Annotated in this window: 17 protein-coding genes; 14 read left to right on the plus strand and 3 right to left on the minus strand. The window is 56.8% G+C overall.

Annotation, left to right across the window (positions count from 1 at the left end; translation table 11 throughout):
* The first annotated feature begins 22 nt into the window (after positions 1–22).
* From ACX9GU_RS08305 to ACX9GU_RS08315, 3 genes are read left to right on the plus strand one after another with little or no spacing between them, the layout of a single operon-like run.
* Positions 23–2,056, plus strand: a complete 2,034-nt coding sequence (locus tag ACX9GU_RS08305) for a protein-disulfide reductase DsbD family protein (RefSeq protein WP_473194437.1) — start codon at positions 23–25, stop codon at positions 2,054–2,056.
* On the plus strand, positions 2,056–2,772 hold the full coding sequence (locus tag ACX9GU_RS08310; protein WP_422528441.1) for a DsbA family protein: 717 nt from the start codon (positions 2,056–2,058) through the stop codon (positions 2,770–2,772). The genes ACX9GU_RS08305 and ACX9GU_RS08310 overlap by 1 nt, the downstream gene beginning before the upstream one ends.
* Positions 2,765–3,265, plus strand: a complete 501-nt coding sequence (locus tag ACX9GU_RS08315; protein WP_248944212.1) for a protein disulfide oxidoreductase — start codon at positions 2,765–2,767, stop codon at positions 3,263–3,265. Before ACX9GU_RS08310 ends, ACX9GU_RS08315 begins: the two co-directional genes overlap by 8 nt.
* Here the strand turns inward: ACX9GU_RS08315 and pdxR are convergent.
* Positions 3,262–4,716: a MocR-like pyridoxine biosynthesis transcription factor PdxR gene (gene pdxR, locus ACX9GU_RS08320; protein WP_473195140.1), complete on the minus strand. Its 1,455-nt coding sequence runs from the start codon at positions 4,714–4,716 to the stop codon at positions 3,262–3,264. The genes ACX9GU_RS08315 and pdxR overlap by 4 nt on opposite strands.
* Positions 4,717–4,884: 168 nt before the next feature.
* Here pdxR and ACX9GU_RS08325 point away from each other — a divergent pair, with 168 nt between their 5' ends.
* Together ACX9GU_RS08325 and ACX9GU_RS08330 are read left to right on the plus strand one after the other, a co-directional pair.
* Entirely contained in the window at positions 4,885–5,871 is a 987-nt protein-coding gene (locus ACX9GU_RS08325) for a DMT family transporter (protein WP_473194438.1), read from the plus strand.
* 184 nt (positions 5,872–6,055) lie between these two features.
* Positions 6,056–6,685 carry a CatB-related O-acetyltransferase gene (locus tag ACX9GU_RS08330; RefSeq protein WP_473194439.1) on the plus strand — a complete coding sequence of 210 codons (630 nt, stop codon included), beginning with the start codon at positions 6,056–6,058 and terminating at the stop codon, positions 6,683–6,685.
* A gap of 34 nt (positions 6,686–6,719) precedes the next feature.
* Here ACX9GU_RS08330 and ACX9GU_RS08335 read toward each other — a convergent pair whose 3' ends face one another.
* Complete coding sequence (locus tag ACX9GU_RS08335) at positions 6,720–7,613, minus strand: DMT family transporter (protein WP_473194440.1); 894 nt, start codon at positions 7,611–7,613, stop codon at positions 6,720–6,722.
* Between the two features lie 108 nt (positions 7,614–7,721).
* Between ACX9GU_RS08335 and ACX9GU_RS08340 the strand changes: the two genes are divergently transcribed.
* A complete protein-coding gene (locus tag ACX9GU_RS08340) occupies positions 7,722–8,495 on the plus strand; it encodes an AraC family transcriptional regulator (RefSeq protein WP_024485605.1) in 774 nt (257 codons plus the stop codon).
* 16 nt (positions 8,496–8,511) lie between these two features.
* Here the strand turns inward: ACX9GU_RS08340 and ecpA are convergent, their stop codons facing one another.
* Positions 8,512–9,093, minus strand: coding sequence for a common pilus major fimbrillin subunit EcpA (gene ecpA / locus ACX9GU_RS08345; protein WP_473194441.1), 582 nt, complete (start codon positions 9,091–9,093; stop codon positions 8,512–8,514).
* 214 nt (positions 9,094–9,307) lie between these two features.
* Here ecpA and pdxB point away from each other — a divergent pair, with 214 nt between their 5' ends.
* The 8 genes from pdxB (at position 9,308) to cvpA (ending at position 17,650) form a co-directional block, all read left to right on the plus strand.
* Positions 9,308–10,429: a 4-phosphoerythronate dehydrogenase PdxB gene (gene pdxB / locus ACX9GU_RS08350; protein ID WP_473194442.1), complete on the plus strand. Its 1,122-nt coding sequence runs from the start codon at positions 9,308–9,310 to the stop codon at positions 10,427–10,429.
* A gap of 103 nt (positions 10,430–10,532) precedes the next feature.
* Positions 10,533–11,543, plus strand: a complete 1,011-nt coding sequence (locus tag ACX9GU_RS08355; protein ID WP_024485602.1) for an aspartate-semialdehyde dehydrogenase — start codon at positions 10,533–10,535, stop codon at positions 11,541–11,543.
* On the plus strand, positions 11,543–12,364 hold the full coding sequence (truA, locus tag ACX9GU_RS08360; protein WP_473194443.1) for a tRNA pseudouridine(38-40) synthase TruA: 822 nt from the start codon (positions 11,543–11,545) through the stop codon (positions 12,362–12,364). The genes ACX9GU_RS08355 and truA overlap by 1 nt, the downstream gene beginning before the upstream one ends.
* Before the next feature lie 80 nt (positions 12,365–12,444).
* Positions 12,445–13,107: a DedA family protein gene (locus ACX9GU_RS08365; RefSeq protein WP_024485601.1), complete on the plus strand. Its 663-nt coding sequence runs from the start codon at positions 12,445–12,447 to the stop codon at positions 13,105–13,107.
* 231 nt (positions 13,108–13,338) lie between these two features.
* A complete protein-coding gene (gene accD / locus ACX9GU_RS08370) occupies positions 13,339–14,247 on the plus strand; it encodes an acetyl-CoA carboxylase, carboxyltransferase subunit beta (protein WP_021178576.1) in 909 nt (302 codons plus the stop codon).
* A 155-nt stretch (positions 14,248–14,402) separates the two neighbouring features.
* Complete coding sequence (gene folC, locus ACX9GU_RS08375) at positions 14,403–15,668, plus strand: bifunctional tetrahydrofolate synthase/dihydrofolate synthase (protein ID WP_473194444.1); 1,266 nt, start codon at positions 14,403–14,405, stop codon at positions 15,666–15,668.
* Complete coding sequence (gene dedD, locus ACX9GU_RS08380; RefSeq protein WP_409486881.1) at positions 15,669–16,412, plus strand: cell division protein DedD; 744 nt, start codon at positions 15,669–15,671, stop codon at positions 16,410–16,412.
* Between the two features lie 737 nt (positions 16,413–17,149).
* Positions 17,150–17,650 (plus strand): colicin V production protein, encoded by a 501-nt coding sequence (cvpA, locus tag ACX9GU_RS08385; RefSeq protein WP_021178573.1) that lies wholly within the window; start codon positions 17,150–17,152, stop codon positions 17,648–17,650.
* Positions 17,651–17,652 lie beyond the last annotated feature (2 nt).

Raw genomic sequence — 17,652 nt, forward strand, 5'->3', positions numbered from 1 at the left:
AATTTATTTATGGAGAACAACTATGTGGAATATCATCAGGCTAGCGTTGGCTTGCCTGTTAATGCTTTGGCTACCTGCGACACAGGCAGCGGATAGCGGCTGGCTGCAAAGCCCGCAGAACGATCATGCGCAAGTCAGGCTGCGTGCCGACACCAGCAACGGGGACGAAACCCGTGTGCTGCTCGCTGTTGAGCTGGAAAAAGGATGGAAAACCTACTGGCGCTCACCAGGGGAAGGAGGTATTGCGCCAGCAATCACCTGGCAGGGCAACCCACCACCGGCAACCTGGTTCTGGCCAACGCCGCAGCGCTTTGACGTAGCAGGGATCTCGACGCAGGGCTATCAGCAGCGGGTAACTCTGCCTATCGTGTTAAAGGGGGCTGTGCCACAGCAACTGGCGGGGAGGCTTACCTTATCCACCTGTAGCAACGTCTGCATCTTGACCGATTATCCGTTCAAACTGGATCTCACCATCCCGTCTGACCCAAAGTTCAATCACGACTTTGCTCAGGCGATGGGGCAGGTGCCGATTGCCAGCGGGCTGGTGGACAGCCTGCGTGCCGGTTATCGCAACGGTGAGTTGCAGATTAGCGCGCAGCGTACCGCGGGCTGGCAACAACCTGAGCTGTTCTTTGATACCTTGGCAGGAGCCGATCTGGGCAAGCCAACGGTCAGCAGTGATGGCGAGAGTCTGCAAGCGCGAGTTCCCGTGAGTGATGGTTGGGGAGACGCAGCTCCGGATCTGCGCGGTAAACAGTTGCGGCTGGTCATCAGCGATGGAGGGATCGCTCAGGAGGCAACGCTGACCATTGGCGGGCCGCTTGCTTTGCCCTCCACGGCGGCTTTCCCCTTGTGGCAAGCGGTGTTGATGGCGTTAGCGGGTGGTTTCATTCTTAACCTGATGCCTTGTGTGCTGCCGGTGCTAGGGATGAAGCTAGGCTCCATCTTGCAGGTCGAACAGCGCGATCGGCGTAGCGTGCGTTGGCAATTTCTGGCCTCTTCCTTGGGGATCGTGGTGTCCTTCATGGCGCTGGCCTTGTTGATGACGCTGTTGCGCCTGAGCAATCACGCGCTGGGCTGGGGGATCCAATTCCAAAACCCGTGGTTTATCGGTTTTATGGTGCTGGTGACGCTGCTGTTCAGCGCCAATCTGTTCGGCCTGTTCCACCTGCAACTCTCTTCCTCGTTGAATACCAAGCTGGCCACCCATAACGGGCGTGGCTTGAGCGGTCATTTCTGGCAGGGAGCATTTGCCACGCTGCTGGCAACGCCTTGCTCGGCACCTTTCCTGGGAACGGCAGTGGCGTTTGCGTTGGCGGCCCCTTTGCCGGTGCTTTGGGGCATGTTTGTGGCTCTGGGGATTGGCATGAGCCTGCCCTGGTTGCTGATTGCCGCCTGGCCTGCGCTGGCGTTACGCCTGCCGCGCCCAGGCCGCTGGATGAACGGGATGAGGCTGGCGCTGGGCTTGCTGATGCTGGTTTCTTCGCTCTGGCTGCTTAGCCTGATGACCAACCATATCGGCGTGAAGCCGACTCTGATTGTCGGTGCCATCTTGTTGCTCGGTTTATTGCTGGCGGTGTGGCAGCAGTTAGGTGCCCGGTCAGCGGGGATCGCCACGGCCAGCGTGCTGGTGGTAGGCGGTTTGGCATTGCTGGTGGGATCGTTGACCGCCAACCAGTGGCGACAGCCGTTACACGACAACATCGCCTGGCAACCGCTTTCTGAACAGGCGATTGTGCAGGCGTTGGCCGACAACAAACGGGTGTTTGTCGACGTGACCGCCGACTGGTGTGTGACCTGCAAGGCGAATAAATACAACGTATTGCTGCGTGACGAGGTGCAAAAAGCACTCAGCGCCGAGGATGTGGTCGCGCTGCGCGGTGATTGGAGCCGCCCGTCTGAAAGCATCTCGGCCTTCCTGCAACAGCGCGGCAGCGTTGCCGTTCCCTTTAACCAAATCTATGGCCCTGGCACGCCAGACGGCGAAGTGTTGTCACCGTTGCTCACTCGCGAAGCCGTTCTGCAAGCTCTGTCTACTGCGAAAGGAAACCAATAATGAACAAGTTACTGATGTTACTGCTGCTGATTGTCACCCCGGTCTGGGCTGCGGCTCCTTTCACCGCCGAGCAGGAAGTGCGGATCAAAGAGCTGATCCGCGAAACGCTGGTCTCTAACCCGGATATTCTGGCGGAAGCGGTTAATGCTTGGCAGCAGCAAACCAACGGCCAGCAACTCGGTCAGGCGATTGAGCAAAATAGCAAAATCCTGTTCGACGATCCCGCCAGCCCAAGGTTGGGGGCCAAGAATGCCAAGCTGACGCTGGTAGCCTTCACCGATTACAACTGCCCGTACTGTAAGCAGTTTGATCCGATGTTGGAGAAGATCGTCAACAAATATCCCGATGTGGCGGTGGTGGTGAAGCTGTTGCCGTTCAAAGGAGAAAGCTCGATCGCCTCATCTCGGGTGGCGTTGACGGCTTGGGAGCAGCATCCAGAACAGTTCTGGCCGCTGCATCAACGCCTGATGGCGAAAAAAGGCTTTCATGACAACGCCAGCATCGCCGCAGCGCAAGAGAAAACCGGGGTTAAGCCGGTTGCACCTAGCGAGCAGAGCATGACCACGCTGCGTACCAATATGCAGTTGGCTGAACAGTTTGGCGTGCAGGGAACGCCAGCTACCCTGATTGGCGATCAGATGCTGCCGGGCGCGGTGTCTTATGAGGATCTGGAAGCGTTAGTGAAGCAGCAATTGGCGAAGGTAAAAAATGGCTAGGTTGCGGCGCTGGACGCGCGAACTGCTGATTTTGCTGTTGCTCGTGCTGGGCGTGACGTTCGCCATGGACTGGTGGCGGGCCCCACAGGCTCCCTTGACCTTTGACCAACAAATGCTCGAGACCCTGGATGGAGAGCCGGTGTCGTTGGCGCAGCTCAGCCAGGATAAACCTTTATTGGTCTATTTCTGGGCCAGCTGGTGCGGGGTTTGCCGCTTTACCACGCCTTACGTGGCCAAACTGGTGGCAAACGGCGGTAACGTGATGACCGTGGCGCTGCGTTCGGGCAATGACCAGCAGGTTGAACAGTGGCTGGCGGCTAAGAAGTTGCAACTGCCGGTGGTTAACGATGAGCAGGGCAAGCTATCGGCGCAGTGGCAGATTGGCGTAACGCCGACCATCGTGGTGATCTCTCAGGGCAAGGTGGTGCAGAGCACCACCGGCTGGACCAGCTATTGGGGCATGAAACTGCGGCTCTGGTGGGCCAGCGTTTAATTCCCCGTAACCTCAACAATCGCCCGGCAAAGCCGGGCGATCCCTTCGGTAATCAGCTCCGGCGTATTGGCGGCAAAATTCAACCGCAAGCCATGTGCGCCGTGCTGTTCCTCAACATAAAAGCATTCGCCACGGGCAAAGGTGACACCCTGTTGCCAGGCTATTGGCATCAACGCTGTGGTGCTTACGGCAGGTGGCAATTCCAGCCAGATAAACAGCCCTCCCGCAGGGATTTCAAACCGACAGCCCGGTGGCAGGTGCTCGCTTAGTGCAGCCACCATAGCATCACGGTGCTGGCGGTATATCCTTCCCGCCCGGCGCAGCTGCTTGTCGTAGCTGCCAACGGTGACAAAGGCGTCCAGCGCGCGCTGGATCAGGTTGGAGCTGGTAAAGCTGTCGACGTGCTTGAGCCGTGAGAATTGCAGATACTGTTCGCTGTCTGCCACCAGATAACCGATGCGCATACTGGGCAGCAGCATTTTGGAGAAGGTACTGACATAGATCACCGTGCCAGCGGGAGCCATGGTGCGCAGTGACGGCAGGCTTTTACCGTTGTAACGCAGATCGCCAACAAAATCGTCCTCCAGGATCACTATCCCGGCCTGTTGCGCCAACGCCAGCAAGCGGCTGCGGCGGGCTTCGCTCATACAGCGCCCGGTGGGGTTATTGAAATTGGGGATGGTGTAGATCATTTTGGGCTGATGCCGGGCGATCAGCTCCGGCAGTTGCTCAACGCACATGCCATGGCGATCGCTGGGCACTGGAACAATGTTGATCTGGTGCAGGCGCAGCAGTCCCAGAGCTTCGGCATAGGTGGGCTCTTCGACAATCACCGTATCCCCTGGGCGTAATAGCGTCTGGAAAATCAGGCTGATGGCATGTTGCGAGCCGTTGGTGATCAGCACCTGTTCGGCTCGGGTGGGGATACCTTGAGCGGTCAGGATCCGACTCAGCGTGTCGCGCAGCGGGTAGTAACCACAATAATCACCATAGCTGAAGGCCTCTTCCGCATGACGGCTGAGGATCGACAGCAGGATCTTGCGGAACGCCTCCAGCGGGAACACCTTGGGGCTGCCGACGCCAGCGGCAAAGTTGATGATGTGCTCCGGCAAAGGAATATCCGGATAACCGTCCAGCCGCGACGTGGTGGTGGTGAAGCGATCCGCAGGGAATAGCTCGCTGGATGTTGGCCGTTGCTGCATGGGGGCCGGTTGCAGGTGGCGGACATAGGCGCCGCTGCCACGCCGCTGTTGTAACAATCCTTTGGCCGTCAGTTCGGCGTAGGCACTTTCCACCGTCAGGCGGCTGACCGAAAGCTCGGCGGCCAGGCTGCGCGTTGACGGCAATTTATCGCCATCGGCAAAGGTGCCGCCAAGAATGGCGCGACGCAGCGCTTCTTCGATCTGTAGATACAGCGGAATGTCCTGCTGACGATCCAGTGGAATGTGCATGAAATTGGCCCGGTCAAAAAAGTCTGTTTTCACTATATCCCAGAGTAACAAGGCTTGGCACCGATAAAAGTGGCCTGCACAACATCGTAGCAAAGTGGCTATGGTGGCAAAATCTGGCCGCGTTAAAATCTCCGCCAGAGAATTAAGCGGTGGAATTTTGAGGGTGTCATGTCGTTACCGTCAGGTGTTGTAGCAGAACCAGTTGTGGTCAGTGGAGGGCTCCTGCGGGGAACCAACCAGGGTTACGTGATCGCCATAATCAGTGCCATGCTGCTGGCCTTTACCGCCATCATCATCCGCGCGCTGACCGAGTATTACCATCTACCGACGTTGGTGCTGGCCTTCTGGCGTGCGGCCCTGGTGGCCTTGGTGTTGTTACCGTTATTGCTGCTGTTCAAACCACAATGGGCTTATCTGCGCCGTGAACAGGCGCCGTTCTACGCTGGCTACGGTTTGCTGTTGGCGCTGTTTAACAGCTTATGGACGTTGTCGGTGGCGCTCAATGGCGCTTCGGTGGCGACCATTCTGACCTACTGCTCGGTCGGTTTTACCGTATTCCTGGGCTGGATGATGTACAACGAACGCCTCAGCCTGCGCGAATTGCTGGTGATCGTGGTCAGCCTGGGTGGCTGCTTCCTGGTCAGTAACGGCGACAGCATGGGCAACAGCCGTTTTGATCTGTTGGGGTTGATGGTCGGCATGCTGTCCGGCATTGGTTACACCCTGTATACCCTCGGCGGGCGTATCGCCAGCGAGCGGCGCTACCCGGTGTGGAATACCATCCTGTACGTATTCGGTTTTTCCTCCGTGTACCAGTGGTTGTTCAACACCTTGTTGACGTTTTTCCCCTTGGCGGCATTTCACGGCATGGCGGGGAACCTGTGGTTTCTGTCCCAGGGAGTTCAAGGCATTCAGTGGAGTGGCTGGCTGTTGTTGCTCACGCTGGCCGCCGGGCCAACGCTGCTGGGCTTTGGCCTGTACAATATCAGCCTGAAAACCCTGCCGCTGGCGGTGGCCAACCTGATCCTGTCGCTGGAGCTGGTGTTTACCGCGGTCATTGCCTATTTCCTGTTGGGAGAGAACATGAACCAGTTACAGCTACTGGGTAGCGCGCTGGTGATGGGCGGGGTATTGATGCTGAGAAAAGCGAAGTAGGCTTGGCTTTCTGCGCCGGTTTGTTACCATTGGCAGCGAAACAACAGGGTGCACACAGCAAATGATAAATAATCCAAGGTTAAAACGAGCGCTTATCGCTTGATTGGGCAGTGTTTTATGAACGGAAAACGCTGCCACAGACACTACGTTCCGTGGCTCTTGCAAGAAATTAAGAGAAGAAGCCATGACTGAGAAACACTGGTCACAAGTAGAATTACTCCACCAGACGGTAACCAACCCCAATATCCTGATCAAGGGAACCCACAGTTATTACAGCCATTGCTGGGATGACAGCTTTGAACGTTCCGTGGTGCGCTATTTGCACGGCGATGCGGTCAGCCAGCAGTGGGAGCCCCTGGGGCAGCTAGACAGGTTGCACATTGGCGATTATGTCTGTATCGGTGCCGAAGCGGTGATCCTGATGGGCGGGAATCATACCCATCGTATTGATTGGCTGAGCCTGTATCCCTTTATGGAAACCATCCAGGCGTCTTATTTGCCTAAAGGTGATACCTGCCTTGGCGACGGCTGCTGGATCGGGATGCGGGCCATGCTGATGCCTGGCGTGACGATTGGCGAAGGGGCGATAGTTGCCGCCGGTAGCGTGGTGACTGCGGATGTCGAGCCCTACGCTATCGTTGGCGGCAATCCGGCCCGGATGATTAAACGGCGGTTTTCTGCGGAGACAATCGAGCGTTTACTCGCGTTGCAGATTTACGCTTTGTCCGCCGAGGCGTTCGCCAGCATCCAGCCATTGTTGGCCAGCGATGATATTACGGCGTTGGAGCAGGCGCTTGAGGGAATGCGTCAATAAATAAGCCGGGCGGGGTTAACCCCGCCCGATTTGGTTATAAATTAGCGGTGCTTTTTCTGCGCCCCAACGGTGTGCGCAAGCGCTGTGACAAGATCACCCCCAGCAGGGCGATACCCCCACCAATCAGATGGTAGCTATGCAACTGTTCATGCAGGAACAGGACCGCAATTATCGCGGTGAACACCGGCGCCAGATTCATAAAGATCGAAGCCTTGTTGGCACCCAGGCGCATCACCCCTTGGATCCACAGGAACGGCGCGGCAATCGAAGCAGGGATACCGGCAAACAGCACCAGCGGGATATTCTGGCTAGTCAGCTGCACGTCATGCGCCATCAGGAAGTTCGGCAATAGTAGTACCACGCCAAACACGATCTGCACATACAGCGACTGCCAGTTGGGTAACGGGATCGCCCAACGTTTGGTCAACACGCCGTACAGGGCGTAGGAGGCCGAAGCGGCGAACATCATCAGTTCACCTTTGCCAATGCCGTGTTGCAGCAGCAGCCCCGGTTGCCCCGCGCTAACCAGCCACACCAGCCCGCCCAGAGACAGGATGCTACCCAGTGCGATACCCACGGTGGGGGCGACGCGCAGGACAAAGATACCGATTAACACCGTCAGCAGCGGGATCAGGGAGTTGAGGATGCCCATAAATAGCGCGCTGACGCTATGCGCGGCGTAATAGGCCAGGCTTTGATACAGCACCATCCCCAGCAGGCCGAGGATCATCAGCTTCCACCAGTGGGCGCGAATGGCTGGCCAATTGCGGAGCGCTCCCGGCAGCACGAAAGGGGTGAGCACGATCAGCGCCAATGCCCAGCGATAGAAGGAGATGGCCGCCGGATCGATGGCGGTTGCCGATACTTTACTGACCACGGCGTTAATCGACCAGATCAGCACCGCCAGCAGGGGAAAGAGCACGTTCATGATAATAATTCTCAACAACTGATAACATGCTGGCTAGTCTACCCGTGTCCGGTTTATTATATATAGTCAAAATCAGACAGCATTTCGCGAAATCAAGACAACTTCACCATGGCCGAAACCCGTAATTATCCCACCGCAGACGTCGCTGCTCCGCGCACGCTGTTTTTCCGCTGCGAAGAAACCAATGCAGATACCGAATATCTGCCGCACAGCCACGACTGGGGGCAGCTGATTTGCGTCAAAACCGGGGTGATCGCGCTGAATATTGCCGGGCAGCGCTTTTTGGCCCCGCCGGAGTTTGCCGTCTGGTTGCCGCCGGGAATGGAGCATTCCAGCCATAACCGCAAACCGGTGCTGTTCCGCACCATCAATATCGCCAAATCCTTGTGCGCCGGGTTGCCAGAAGAGGCCTGTTTGATCAATGTCTCGCCGGTGTTCAGCGCCATTGTTGAAGATTGTCTGGGGCGTAAAATGCTCGAGCCCACTAGCGAAGAGGATCTGCGCCTGTGTCGGGTGCTGATTGACCAACTGCGGATTTCCCCGGTTCAACAGACCTATCTGCCAACCTCGCAAGACAAGTTTTTGGGGCCTGTGTTACAGGCGTTGGAACGCTGCCCTGCGGACAACACCTCATTGGCGGTGTGGGCCAGCAAGGTGTATACCACCGAACGGACGCTTTCGCGCCGTTGCCAACAGGAACTGGGCATGTCGTTTAGCGAGTGGCGGCAGCGCCTGCGTTTTTTACATGCGCTCTCACTGCTCGAACAGGGGAAAACCGTGCAGGATGTGGCGCTCGATGTGGGCTACAGCTCGGCTTCCGCGTTTATTGTGATGTTCCAGCAGATCGCCGGCACCACGCCAGAACGTTTCCGCCGGGCATGACAATCCCAATACGACATCAACTGGCCCAGGTTACGTCGAACCGAACGTTCACATCACCACTCCAGGTACCTGCTGGCAAGGTGCTGAAATCGGTCACTGGGGTCGTGCCGTCAGCCGTCGCACCGATGATATTGAAATCGAAGTGGTCTTGTGCACTCTGGCGGCCAGGCTGCTTGTCAGCGTTGGCAAGTTTACTCAGGTTACCGCCTGACATACCGGCAGAAGTATCAATCAGGGTGGTTTGAGCGGTTTTTGTTATCGCCGCGCCGTGGTGTTTAACCCCCACTTCCAGAGTAGAGCCGGAGGTGCCCAACTGGGTCAGGGTATTGGAAACCAGTTTGGCGGTCAGTTTAATCGCGGTTCCTTCGCCTTCGAGAGCTACGTCGAACACGCCTTGCTGGCTGTTGAAGCGCTTGACGCCTTCAGCATATTGGAAATACAGGCTGCCAATGGGCGTAACGACCAATTGGCTGGCGGAGTCTTTTACCGCTATCGCAGGCCAGGTGGCCAATGCTTGTGTAGTCATGTTTTCAGCCTGAGCGGTGCCTACGGCTGTGAGTGTTGCAACGATCGCCAGAACAAGTGTCGCTTTTTTCATGGTTAACACCTTTGATTTTCGATTTGTTTCTGCCCGTTAGCCGGTCGCTAACGCGAAGGTTCGCCTCCTTGCGTGATAATTATCGGAAAAAACTCAATAAAGCTTAGAAGAAAAACATCGCTATTTCACCGGGCATAACAAGCTTGGGTTTCTAAGCCATTCGGTGGCACACTATTTTGCAGCTACTGCTTACCTATACCCGTCGGAGAGTGACGTGAAGATACTGGTTGATGAAAATATGCCCTATGCGGTGGATTTGTTTAGCCGCTTGGGGGAAGTGCAGGCCGTGCCTGGCCGCCCGATCCCAACCGATGCGCTGGCCGAAGCCGACGCCTTGATGGTGCGCTCGGTGACCAAAGTGAATCAGGAGCTGTTGGCTGGCACCAAGATCGGTTTTGTTGGCACCGCTACGGCGGGTACCGACCATGTGGACGAGGCGTGGTTGCAGCAGGCGGGGATTGGTTTCTCGGCCGCGCCTGGTTGTAATGCCATTGCGGTGGTGGAGTATGTGCTTTCGTCATTAATGCTGTTGGCGGAGCGCGATGGCTTCTCTTTGCGTGATAAAACCGTTGGGATCGTGGGGGTGGGTAACGTTGGCTCCCGGCTGGACGTTCGTCTGAAAGCCTTGGGCGTGCGTACGCTGCTGTGCGATCCACCGCGCGCCGATCGTGGGGACAGCGGCGAATTTTGGCCGTTGGAAAAGCTGGTGGCAGAGGCCGACGTGCTGACGTTCCATACTCCGTTGAACAAGACCGGCCCGTATAAATCGTTGCATCTGGCCAACGCGGATCTGCTGGATGCCTTGCCCGACGATCGCATTCTGATCAACGCCTGCCGTGGTGCCGTGGTACATAACGCCGCGTTGCTTAACGTGCTGGAGCGAGGTAAGCGATTGAGTACGGTACTGGACGTGTGGGAGCCGGAGCCGGATCTCAGCGTGCCGTTGCTGGATCGGGTGGATATCGGCACCGCCCATATCGCCGGTTACACGCTGGAAGGTAAGGCGCGCGGCACCACGCAGGTGTTTGAAGCCTTCGCCCAGCATCTTGGGCAGCCGCAAGCTATCGAGCTGGCCTCGCTGCTGCCGGTGCCAGAGTTCAGCGAAATCCGCCTCAATGGGCCGCTGGACGAAGGCAAGTTAAAACGATTGATGCACTTGGTGTATGATGTGCGCCGCGATGATGCGCCGCTGCGGCAGGTTGCCGGGCTGCCGGGTGAGTTCGATCGCCTGCGCAAGCATTATCAGGAACGCCGGGAGTGGTCTTCACTGCGGGTGCAGTGCGATGACAGCGCCAGTGCGGAACTGCTGCACAAACTGGGCTTCGGCGTTCTGTAGCAGGGCGAGCATAAGGTTGCCTTAAGGCAATTGGCGGTAAAGTTTATCGGGCGGTGACTGCATCGCCCGTTTGCATTTGAATCAAATACTCTGGAGAAACCCAATGTCTGACGGCTGGAATATCGCTGTGCTCGGTGCCACTGGCGCAGTAGGTGAAGCGTTGCTGGAATTGCTACAGGAACGCCAGTTCCCGGTGGGTGAACTCTTTCCTTTAGCCAGCGAGCGCAGTGCTGGCGCTACGGTGCGTTTCAACGGCAAATCCTTGCTGGTGGAAAACGTAGAAGAATTCGACTGGTCGCAGGCGCAACTGGCGTTCTTTGTTGCCGGTAGTGAAGCTGCGGCCCGTTACGCCGATGATGCGGGCAACATGGGCTGCCTGGTGATCGACACCAGCGGCCATTTTGCACTTGAGCCGGACGTGCCGTTGGTGGTGCCTGGCGTTAACCCGCAGGTGCTGGCGGATTACCGCAACCGCAATATCGTGGCGGTGGCAGACAGCATGGTGAGCCAGCTGTTGACGGCGATTAAACCGCTGACCGAACAGGCCGGGCTTTCCCGCTTGCACGTCACCACGTTGATGTCGGTTTCGGCACGCGGCAAGGTGGCGGTGGACGATCTGGCAGGCCAGAGCGCGCGTCTGCTGAACGGCATCCCCGCAGAACCAGGCGTGTTCGCCAAGCAGTTGGCGTTTAACCTGCTGCCATTGATGACCGATGAGCAGGGCAGCGTGCGTGAAGAGCGTCTGATAGTCGATCAGGTGCGTAAGGTGTTGCAGGATGAAGGGCTGCCGATTTCGGTAAGCTGCGTTCAGTCGCCGGTGTTCTACGGCCACGCGCAAGTAGTGCATCTGGAAGCGCTGCGTCCAATCGCGGCAGAAGAAGCTCGCCACGAGCTGGAGCAGGCTGAAGATATTCAACTGAGCGAAGAAGACGACTATCCGACCCAGGTTACCGAAGCTTCCGGCAGCGATATGCTGAGCATTGGCTGTCTGCGCAATGATTACGGTATCCCCGAGATGCTGCAGTTCTGGTCGGTGGCCGATAACGTGCGCTTTGGCGGCGCGTTGATGGCGATCGAAACCGCAGAACGGCTGTTGCAGGAGCAGATGTACTGATGTCCGAGGTGGAGTTGCCAACCCAGCCAATGCTGAAAATTGCGCTGGGGATTGAGTATGACGGCAGCCGTTATTACGGCTGGCAGCGTCAGCAAGAGGTTACCAGCGTCCAGGCTTGCCTGGAAAAAGCGTTAAGCAAGGTGGCGGATGCGCCGATCGGCGTATTCTGCGCCGGGCGAACCGATGCCGGAGTGCACGCTACCGGGCAGGTGGTGCATTTCGAAACCGCCGCACAGCGTAAAGACGCCGCCTGGACCATGGGGGTGAATAGCCATTTGCCGCCGGATATCGCGGTACGCTGGGTCAAAGAGGTCAGCAGCGATTTTCATGCTCGCTTCAGCGCCACCGCGCGGCGTTATCGCTACATTATTTATAATCACCGCTATCGCCCTGCGGTCTTGCAGCAGGGGGTGACGCACTTTTATCATCCGCTGGACGCCGATCGCATGCATCGTGCCGCGCAGGCCTTGCTGGGGGAAAACGACTTTACCTCATTCCGGGCGGTGCAATGCCAGTCACGCACGCCGTGGCGAAACGTAAAACACGTTAAGGTTACGCGCTACGGCGAATATATCGTGGTAGATATAAAGGCCAACGCCTTTGTCCATCATATGGTGCGCAACATTGTTGGCAGCCTGATGGAGATTGGCTGTGGCAATCAGGATGAGAACTGGATGGGCGAGCTGTTGTCGCTCAAAGATCGCAGCCTGGCGGCCGCTACCGCACGGGCTGAAGGCCTGTATCTGGTCGCGGTTGATTATCCAGAGTCGTTTGCCTTACCCCGGCCGCCGATGGGGCCGCTGTTTTTAGCCGACGATTAACTGGCAGGCTGGCAGATTAATGCGTTATTTACTGGTGCCAACGCCGGGTGAGAGAGACACCTGGTCAATTGAGAGTGTTTATGGACATCATCAAGTTTCTGATTGATTTTATTTTGCATATTGATGTGCACCTGGCCGAACTGGTCGCGCAATACGGTATGTGGGTTTACGGTATTCTGTTCCTGATCCTGTTTTGTGAAACCGGGCTGGTGGTGACGCCGTTCCTGCCGGGGGATTCTCTGCTGTTTGTCGCCGGTGCGCTGGCCGCGTTGCCTTCCAACGATCTCAACGTGCATACCATGGTGGCGTTGATGGTGATTGCGGCGGTGATTGGCGATGCCGTCAACTACACTATTGGTCGGCTGTTCGGCGAAAAGCTGTTCAGCAACCCGAACTCGAAAATTTTCCGTCGTAGCTATCTGGACAAGACCCACCAGTTCTACGAGAAACACGGCGGAAAAACCATTATTCTGGCACGATTTGTGCCGATCGTGCGCACCTTTGCGCCGTTCGTGGCCGGTATGGGGCATATGTCCTATCGCCACTTTGCTGCCTATAACGTGATTGGTGCGCTACTTTGGGTGCTGCTGTTCACTTATGCTGGCTACCTGTTTGGCGACTTGCCGATCGTGCAGGAAAACTTGAAGTTGTTGATTGTTGGCATCATCCTGGTTTCAATTCTGCCGGGCATTATTGAAATCTGGCGCCATAAACGCGCGGCTGCCCGTCAACAAAAACAGTAAAAACACCGCTTAACCCGTCGGTTCGACCAGTTTTTTGTCCACACAATCGGGCCGATATGGTTTAATGAGCGACATTTATGGTCTGTTCCCGTGAACGACCCTGAAGCCAATGCCTTGGTAGCGCACCTGTTGCGCTTAGCTCGGCATTTTTGCATGGGGTGTGTTGCGGGAGGATTGTTAAGGCATGAACAGCGGACGGGTGTCTGCGAGGTTCAAACAGAAAGGTCATCGATGAGCTGGATTGAACGAATTCTCAACAAAAGCAATGTTACGCAAACCCGTAAGGTGAGCATTCCTGAAGGGGTCTGGACCAAATGCGATAGCTGTGGTCAGGTCCTTTACCGTGCCGAACTGGAGCGTAACCTTGAGGTCTGCCCCAAGTGCGACCACCACATGCGCATGTCAGCCCGTATGCGTCTGCATACCTTGCTGGATGAAGGCAGTGAAGTGGAACTGGGCAGCGAACTGGAGCCGAAAGACGTTCTGAAGTTCAAGGATTCCAAAAAGTACAAAGATCGTCTGGTTGCCGCACAGAAAGCAACCGGCGAGAAAGACGCGCTGGTGGTGATGAAGGGCACGCTGTATGGCATGCCGATTGTTGCAGCCTCCTTCGAATTCGCCTTTATCGGCGGTTCGATGTCTTCCGTAGTCGGTGCGCGCTTTGTGCGTGCGGTTGAACAGGCGTTGGAAGATAACTGCCCGCTGGTGTGCTTCTCTGCCAGTGGCGGTGCGCGTATGCAGGAAGCGCTGATGTCGCTGATGCAGATGGCGAAAACCAGCGCCGCGTTGGCCAAGCTGCAAGAGCGTGGCCTGCCGTATATCTCGGTACTGACCGATCCGACCATGGGTGGCGTGTCCGCCAGCCTGGCGATGCTGGGCGATATCAACATTGCCGAGCCAAAAGCGCTGATCGGCTTTGCCGGGCCACGGGTTATTGAACAAACCGTGCGTGAAAAACTGCCGCCGGGCTTCCAGCGCAGCGAGTTCCTGATTGAAAAGGGCGCCATCGACATGATCGTGCGCCGTCCGGTGATGCGTCAGACCCTGGCCAGCATTTTGTCCAAGCTGACCAACCAGCCGCAGCCGCATTTCGATGAGGCCGCGCCGGTCATCGCTCAGGAAAATCAGGCCGACGCCTGAGGAGCAGACAAAGACCCGGTATAGGTGCAAGCCTGCGCCGGGTTCCGCCGTCATTTTGTGGCTAAGTTGCGGCGGGAAACGAAGAGCATCGCTTTTGACGTCGTCAGGGCGATGCGTCTTACGGATTTATGAACCCAAAGTCAGTGATGGGACTCATGCAAAACCACCAAATTCCCCAAGCCACGTCGCCATTGAGCTCGTGGCTTTACTATCTGGAACGTCTGCATAGCCAGGCGATCGAACTCGGCCTGGAGCGTGTGCAACACGTTGCGGCGCACCTTGACCTTCTCACTCCTGCCCCTACGGTATTTACCGTTGCCGGTACTAACGGCAAAGGCACCACCTGCCGCACGTTAGAGGCCATTTTGCTGGCCGCCGGGCTGCGGGTCGGGGTTTACAGTTCACCGCATCTGGTGCGTTACACTGAACGGGTGCGCATACAGGGTGAAGAGCTGAGTGAGGCTGAACACAGCCGCTCCTTTGCCGCGATTGAAGCTGGCCGGGGGGAAACCTCGCTGACCTATTTCGAATTTGGCACGCTTTCGGCGTTACAGCTGTTTAGGCAGGCCAGGCTCGACGTAGTGATCCTGGAGGTGGGCCTGGGTGGGCGTCTGGACGCGACCAATATCGTTGAGCCAAGCGTTGCCGTGGTGACCAGCATTGCGTTAGATCACACCGACTGGCTAGGCCACGATCGTGAAAGCATCGGCCGCGAGAAGGCGGGGATATTCCGTGGCGGCAAGCCTGCCGTGGTCGGTGAGCCGGATATGCCACATAGCATCCAGCAGGTAGCGGAAGATCTCAATGCTCAGTTGTACCGCCGTGATGAAGCCTGGTCGTTCAGCGAACAGGGCGAACGCTGGCAATGGGAAGGGGGCGGCACACGTCTGACCGATCTCCCTATGCCAAACGTCCCCTTGGCGAACGCGGCGACGGCATTGGCTGCGCTGCACTATTCGGCGCTGGAAATCGACGAGAAGGCGATTTTTGCCGGTCTACAACAGGCCGCTTTACCAGGGCGTTTTCAGACCGTGCAGCAGAACCCGCAGCTGATCCTGGACGTTGCCCACAACCCTCATGCTGCGGCCTATCTGGCTGGGCGGCTGGAGAAACTCCCCCGCAATGGCGGTGTAGTACGCGCGGTGGTGGGGATGCTGTCGGACAAAGACATTGCCGGTACGCTGGCCTGCCTGAGCGAACAGGTGGACGAGTGGTATTGTGCGCCGCTGGAAGGCCCGCGCGGAGCCAGCGTTGAGCTGCTGGCACAGTATTTAACGGAACCACGCAAGTTTGCTGATGTCGAAACTGCCTGGCGTCAGGCTATGCAGGACGCGGATATTCAGGATATTGTGATCGTCTGTGGGTCTTTCCACACTGTTGCCCACGTGATGGCGGCGTTAGACGAGAGGCGGGGAGTGTGAGTGGCAAGTAAATTTCAGAATCGACTGGTTGGAACCGTGATTTTGGTTGCCCTGGGGGTGATTGTCCTGCCGGGGCTGCTTGACGGCAAAAAGAAGCATTATGAGGATGAGTTTGCGGCGATCCCGTTGGTGCCCAAACCGGGGGATGCTCATGAAATCGACGTGATCCCACCGGCCAATCAGGCGCTACCTTCGGTTCCACCGGAGGGGGCTGGTGCTTTGGTTGAGCAGCAGCAGGCCGCCGCCGAGGCTTCCGCCCAGCAGGCGGCTAATCAAACTACTCAACCGCAGCAGCCTGCGGTTGTGGCTCCGCCGCCCATCGAAACCAAACCGGTTCAGCCAACTAAACCTAAGCCAGTGGAACCTAAACCGGTGGAAGTGAAGCCGGTGGAAGTGAAACCTAAGCCGGTGCCAACACCGCCAAAGGTAGAGCCAAAGCCGGAAGTAAAACCGGAACCGAAGCCTGAAACCAAACCTGCGGTTGAAGAAAAGGCACCGGCTGGTCAGGCCTATGTGGTGCAGTTGGGGGCGTTGAAGAATGCTGCCAAGGTCAATGAGATCGTCGCTTCGCTGCGTCTGTCTGGGCACCGGGCTTATACCGTGCCATCCACGCCGGTGCAGGGTGAGATCACCCGCATCTACGTTGGCCCTGATGCCTCGAAGCAGAAGCTGCAAGCTTCGCTGGCAGAGCTGAATGGGATCAGTGGGTTGAGCGGGCAGGTGAAGGCGTATAGCGCACGTTGATATACCCGTCGTCTTTCAAGCTGCAGCGTTGTTACCTGCACTATCTCACCCCAGTCACTTACTAAAGTAAGTGACTGGGGATGAGATAGCTTGGCGCCTAGCTGCAACTCGAAATCCATAGGGTATAAGCCAGTAGTTTTTCCTATGCCCTTGTAAAATATCAAGAGGGAACTGGAGTAGTGTTACAGCAGCTCACAGCGACTCGGACGATCCTCTTCCTGTGGGAGAAGGTATGGGGGAGCTGGAATTGTGTCACAACCGCTAGCCGTGACTTGGACGATCCTCTTCCTGTGGGAGAAGGTTCGGGGAAAGTCGGAATTGTGTCACAACCGCTAACCGCGACTCGGACGATCCCCTCTCCCTGTGGGAGAAGGTACGGGGAAGTTGGAATTGTGTCACAACCGCTAACCGTAACTTGGACGATCCGCCTCCCTGTTGGAGAAGGTACGGGGAAGTTGGAATTGTGTCACAACCGCTAACCGCGACTCGGACGATCCCCTCTCCCTGTGGGAGAGGGTTAGGGTGAGGGGCCAGTGCTCAAGGAGGGGATTGCCAAATCACCACTAAAATTGTGCCTTTCAGGGGCCGGATATCCTATGTAGGCGCGGCGATTAGCAATTTTAAGATCGCCGTTTTTTATTTGTTACGTGGTGGGAAATCCGCTACGCAAACGTTTTCTTTTTCTGTTAGAATTCGCCGCGATTGGATGCAGGGGCGATTCATCATTGGAATAGTTCATGGTCTGGATTGATTACGTCATTTTAGCGTTGATTGGATTTTCGGCTCTGGTGAGCCTGATCCGAGGTTTTGTTCGCGAAGCATTGTCACTTGTGACATGGGGATGTGCGTTCTTTGTTGCCAGCCATTTCTACCCATACCTTGCAGCCTACTTCACCCGTTTTGAAGATGAGCTGGTACGTAACGGCATTGCGATTGCCATTTTGTTTATCGCAACGCTGATTGTGGGCGCTATCGTTAACTATGTGATTGGGTCACTGGTAGAGAAAACCGGATTATCGGGCACCGATCGGGTGCTGGGCGTGTGTTTCGGCGCACTGCGCGGCGTGTTGATCGTGGCAGCGATACTGTTCTTCCTGGATACCTTTACCACCCTGTCGCAAAGTGCGGACTGGAAACAGTCACAGCTGATCCCCCAGTTCAGTTACATCATCAGATGGTTCTTTGACTATCTGCAAAGCACGTCGAGTTTCTTACCAACCCAATTACCGGGGCGGTAGCG

This window comes from Serratia sp. K1WW1 (assembly GCF_055790865.1).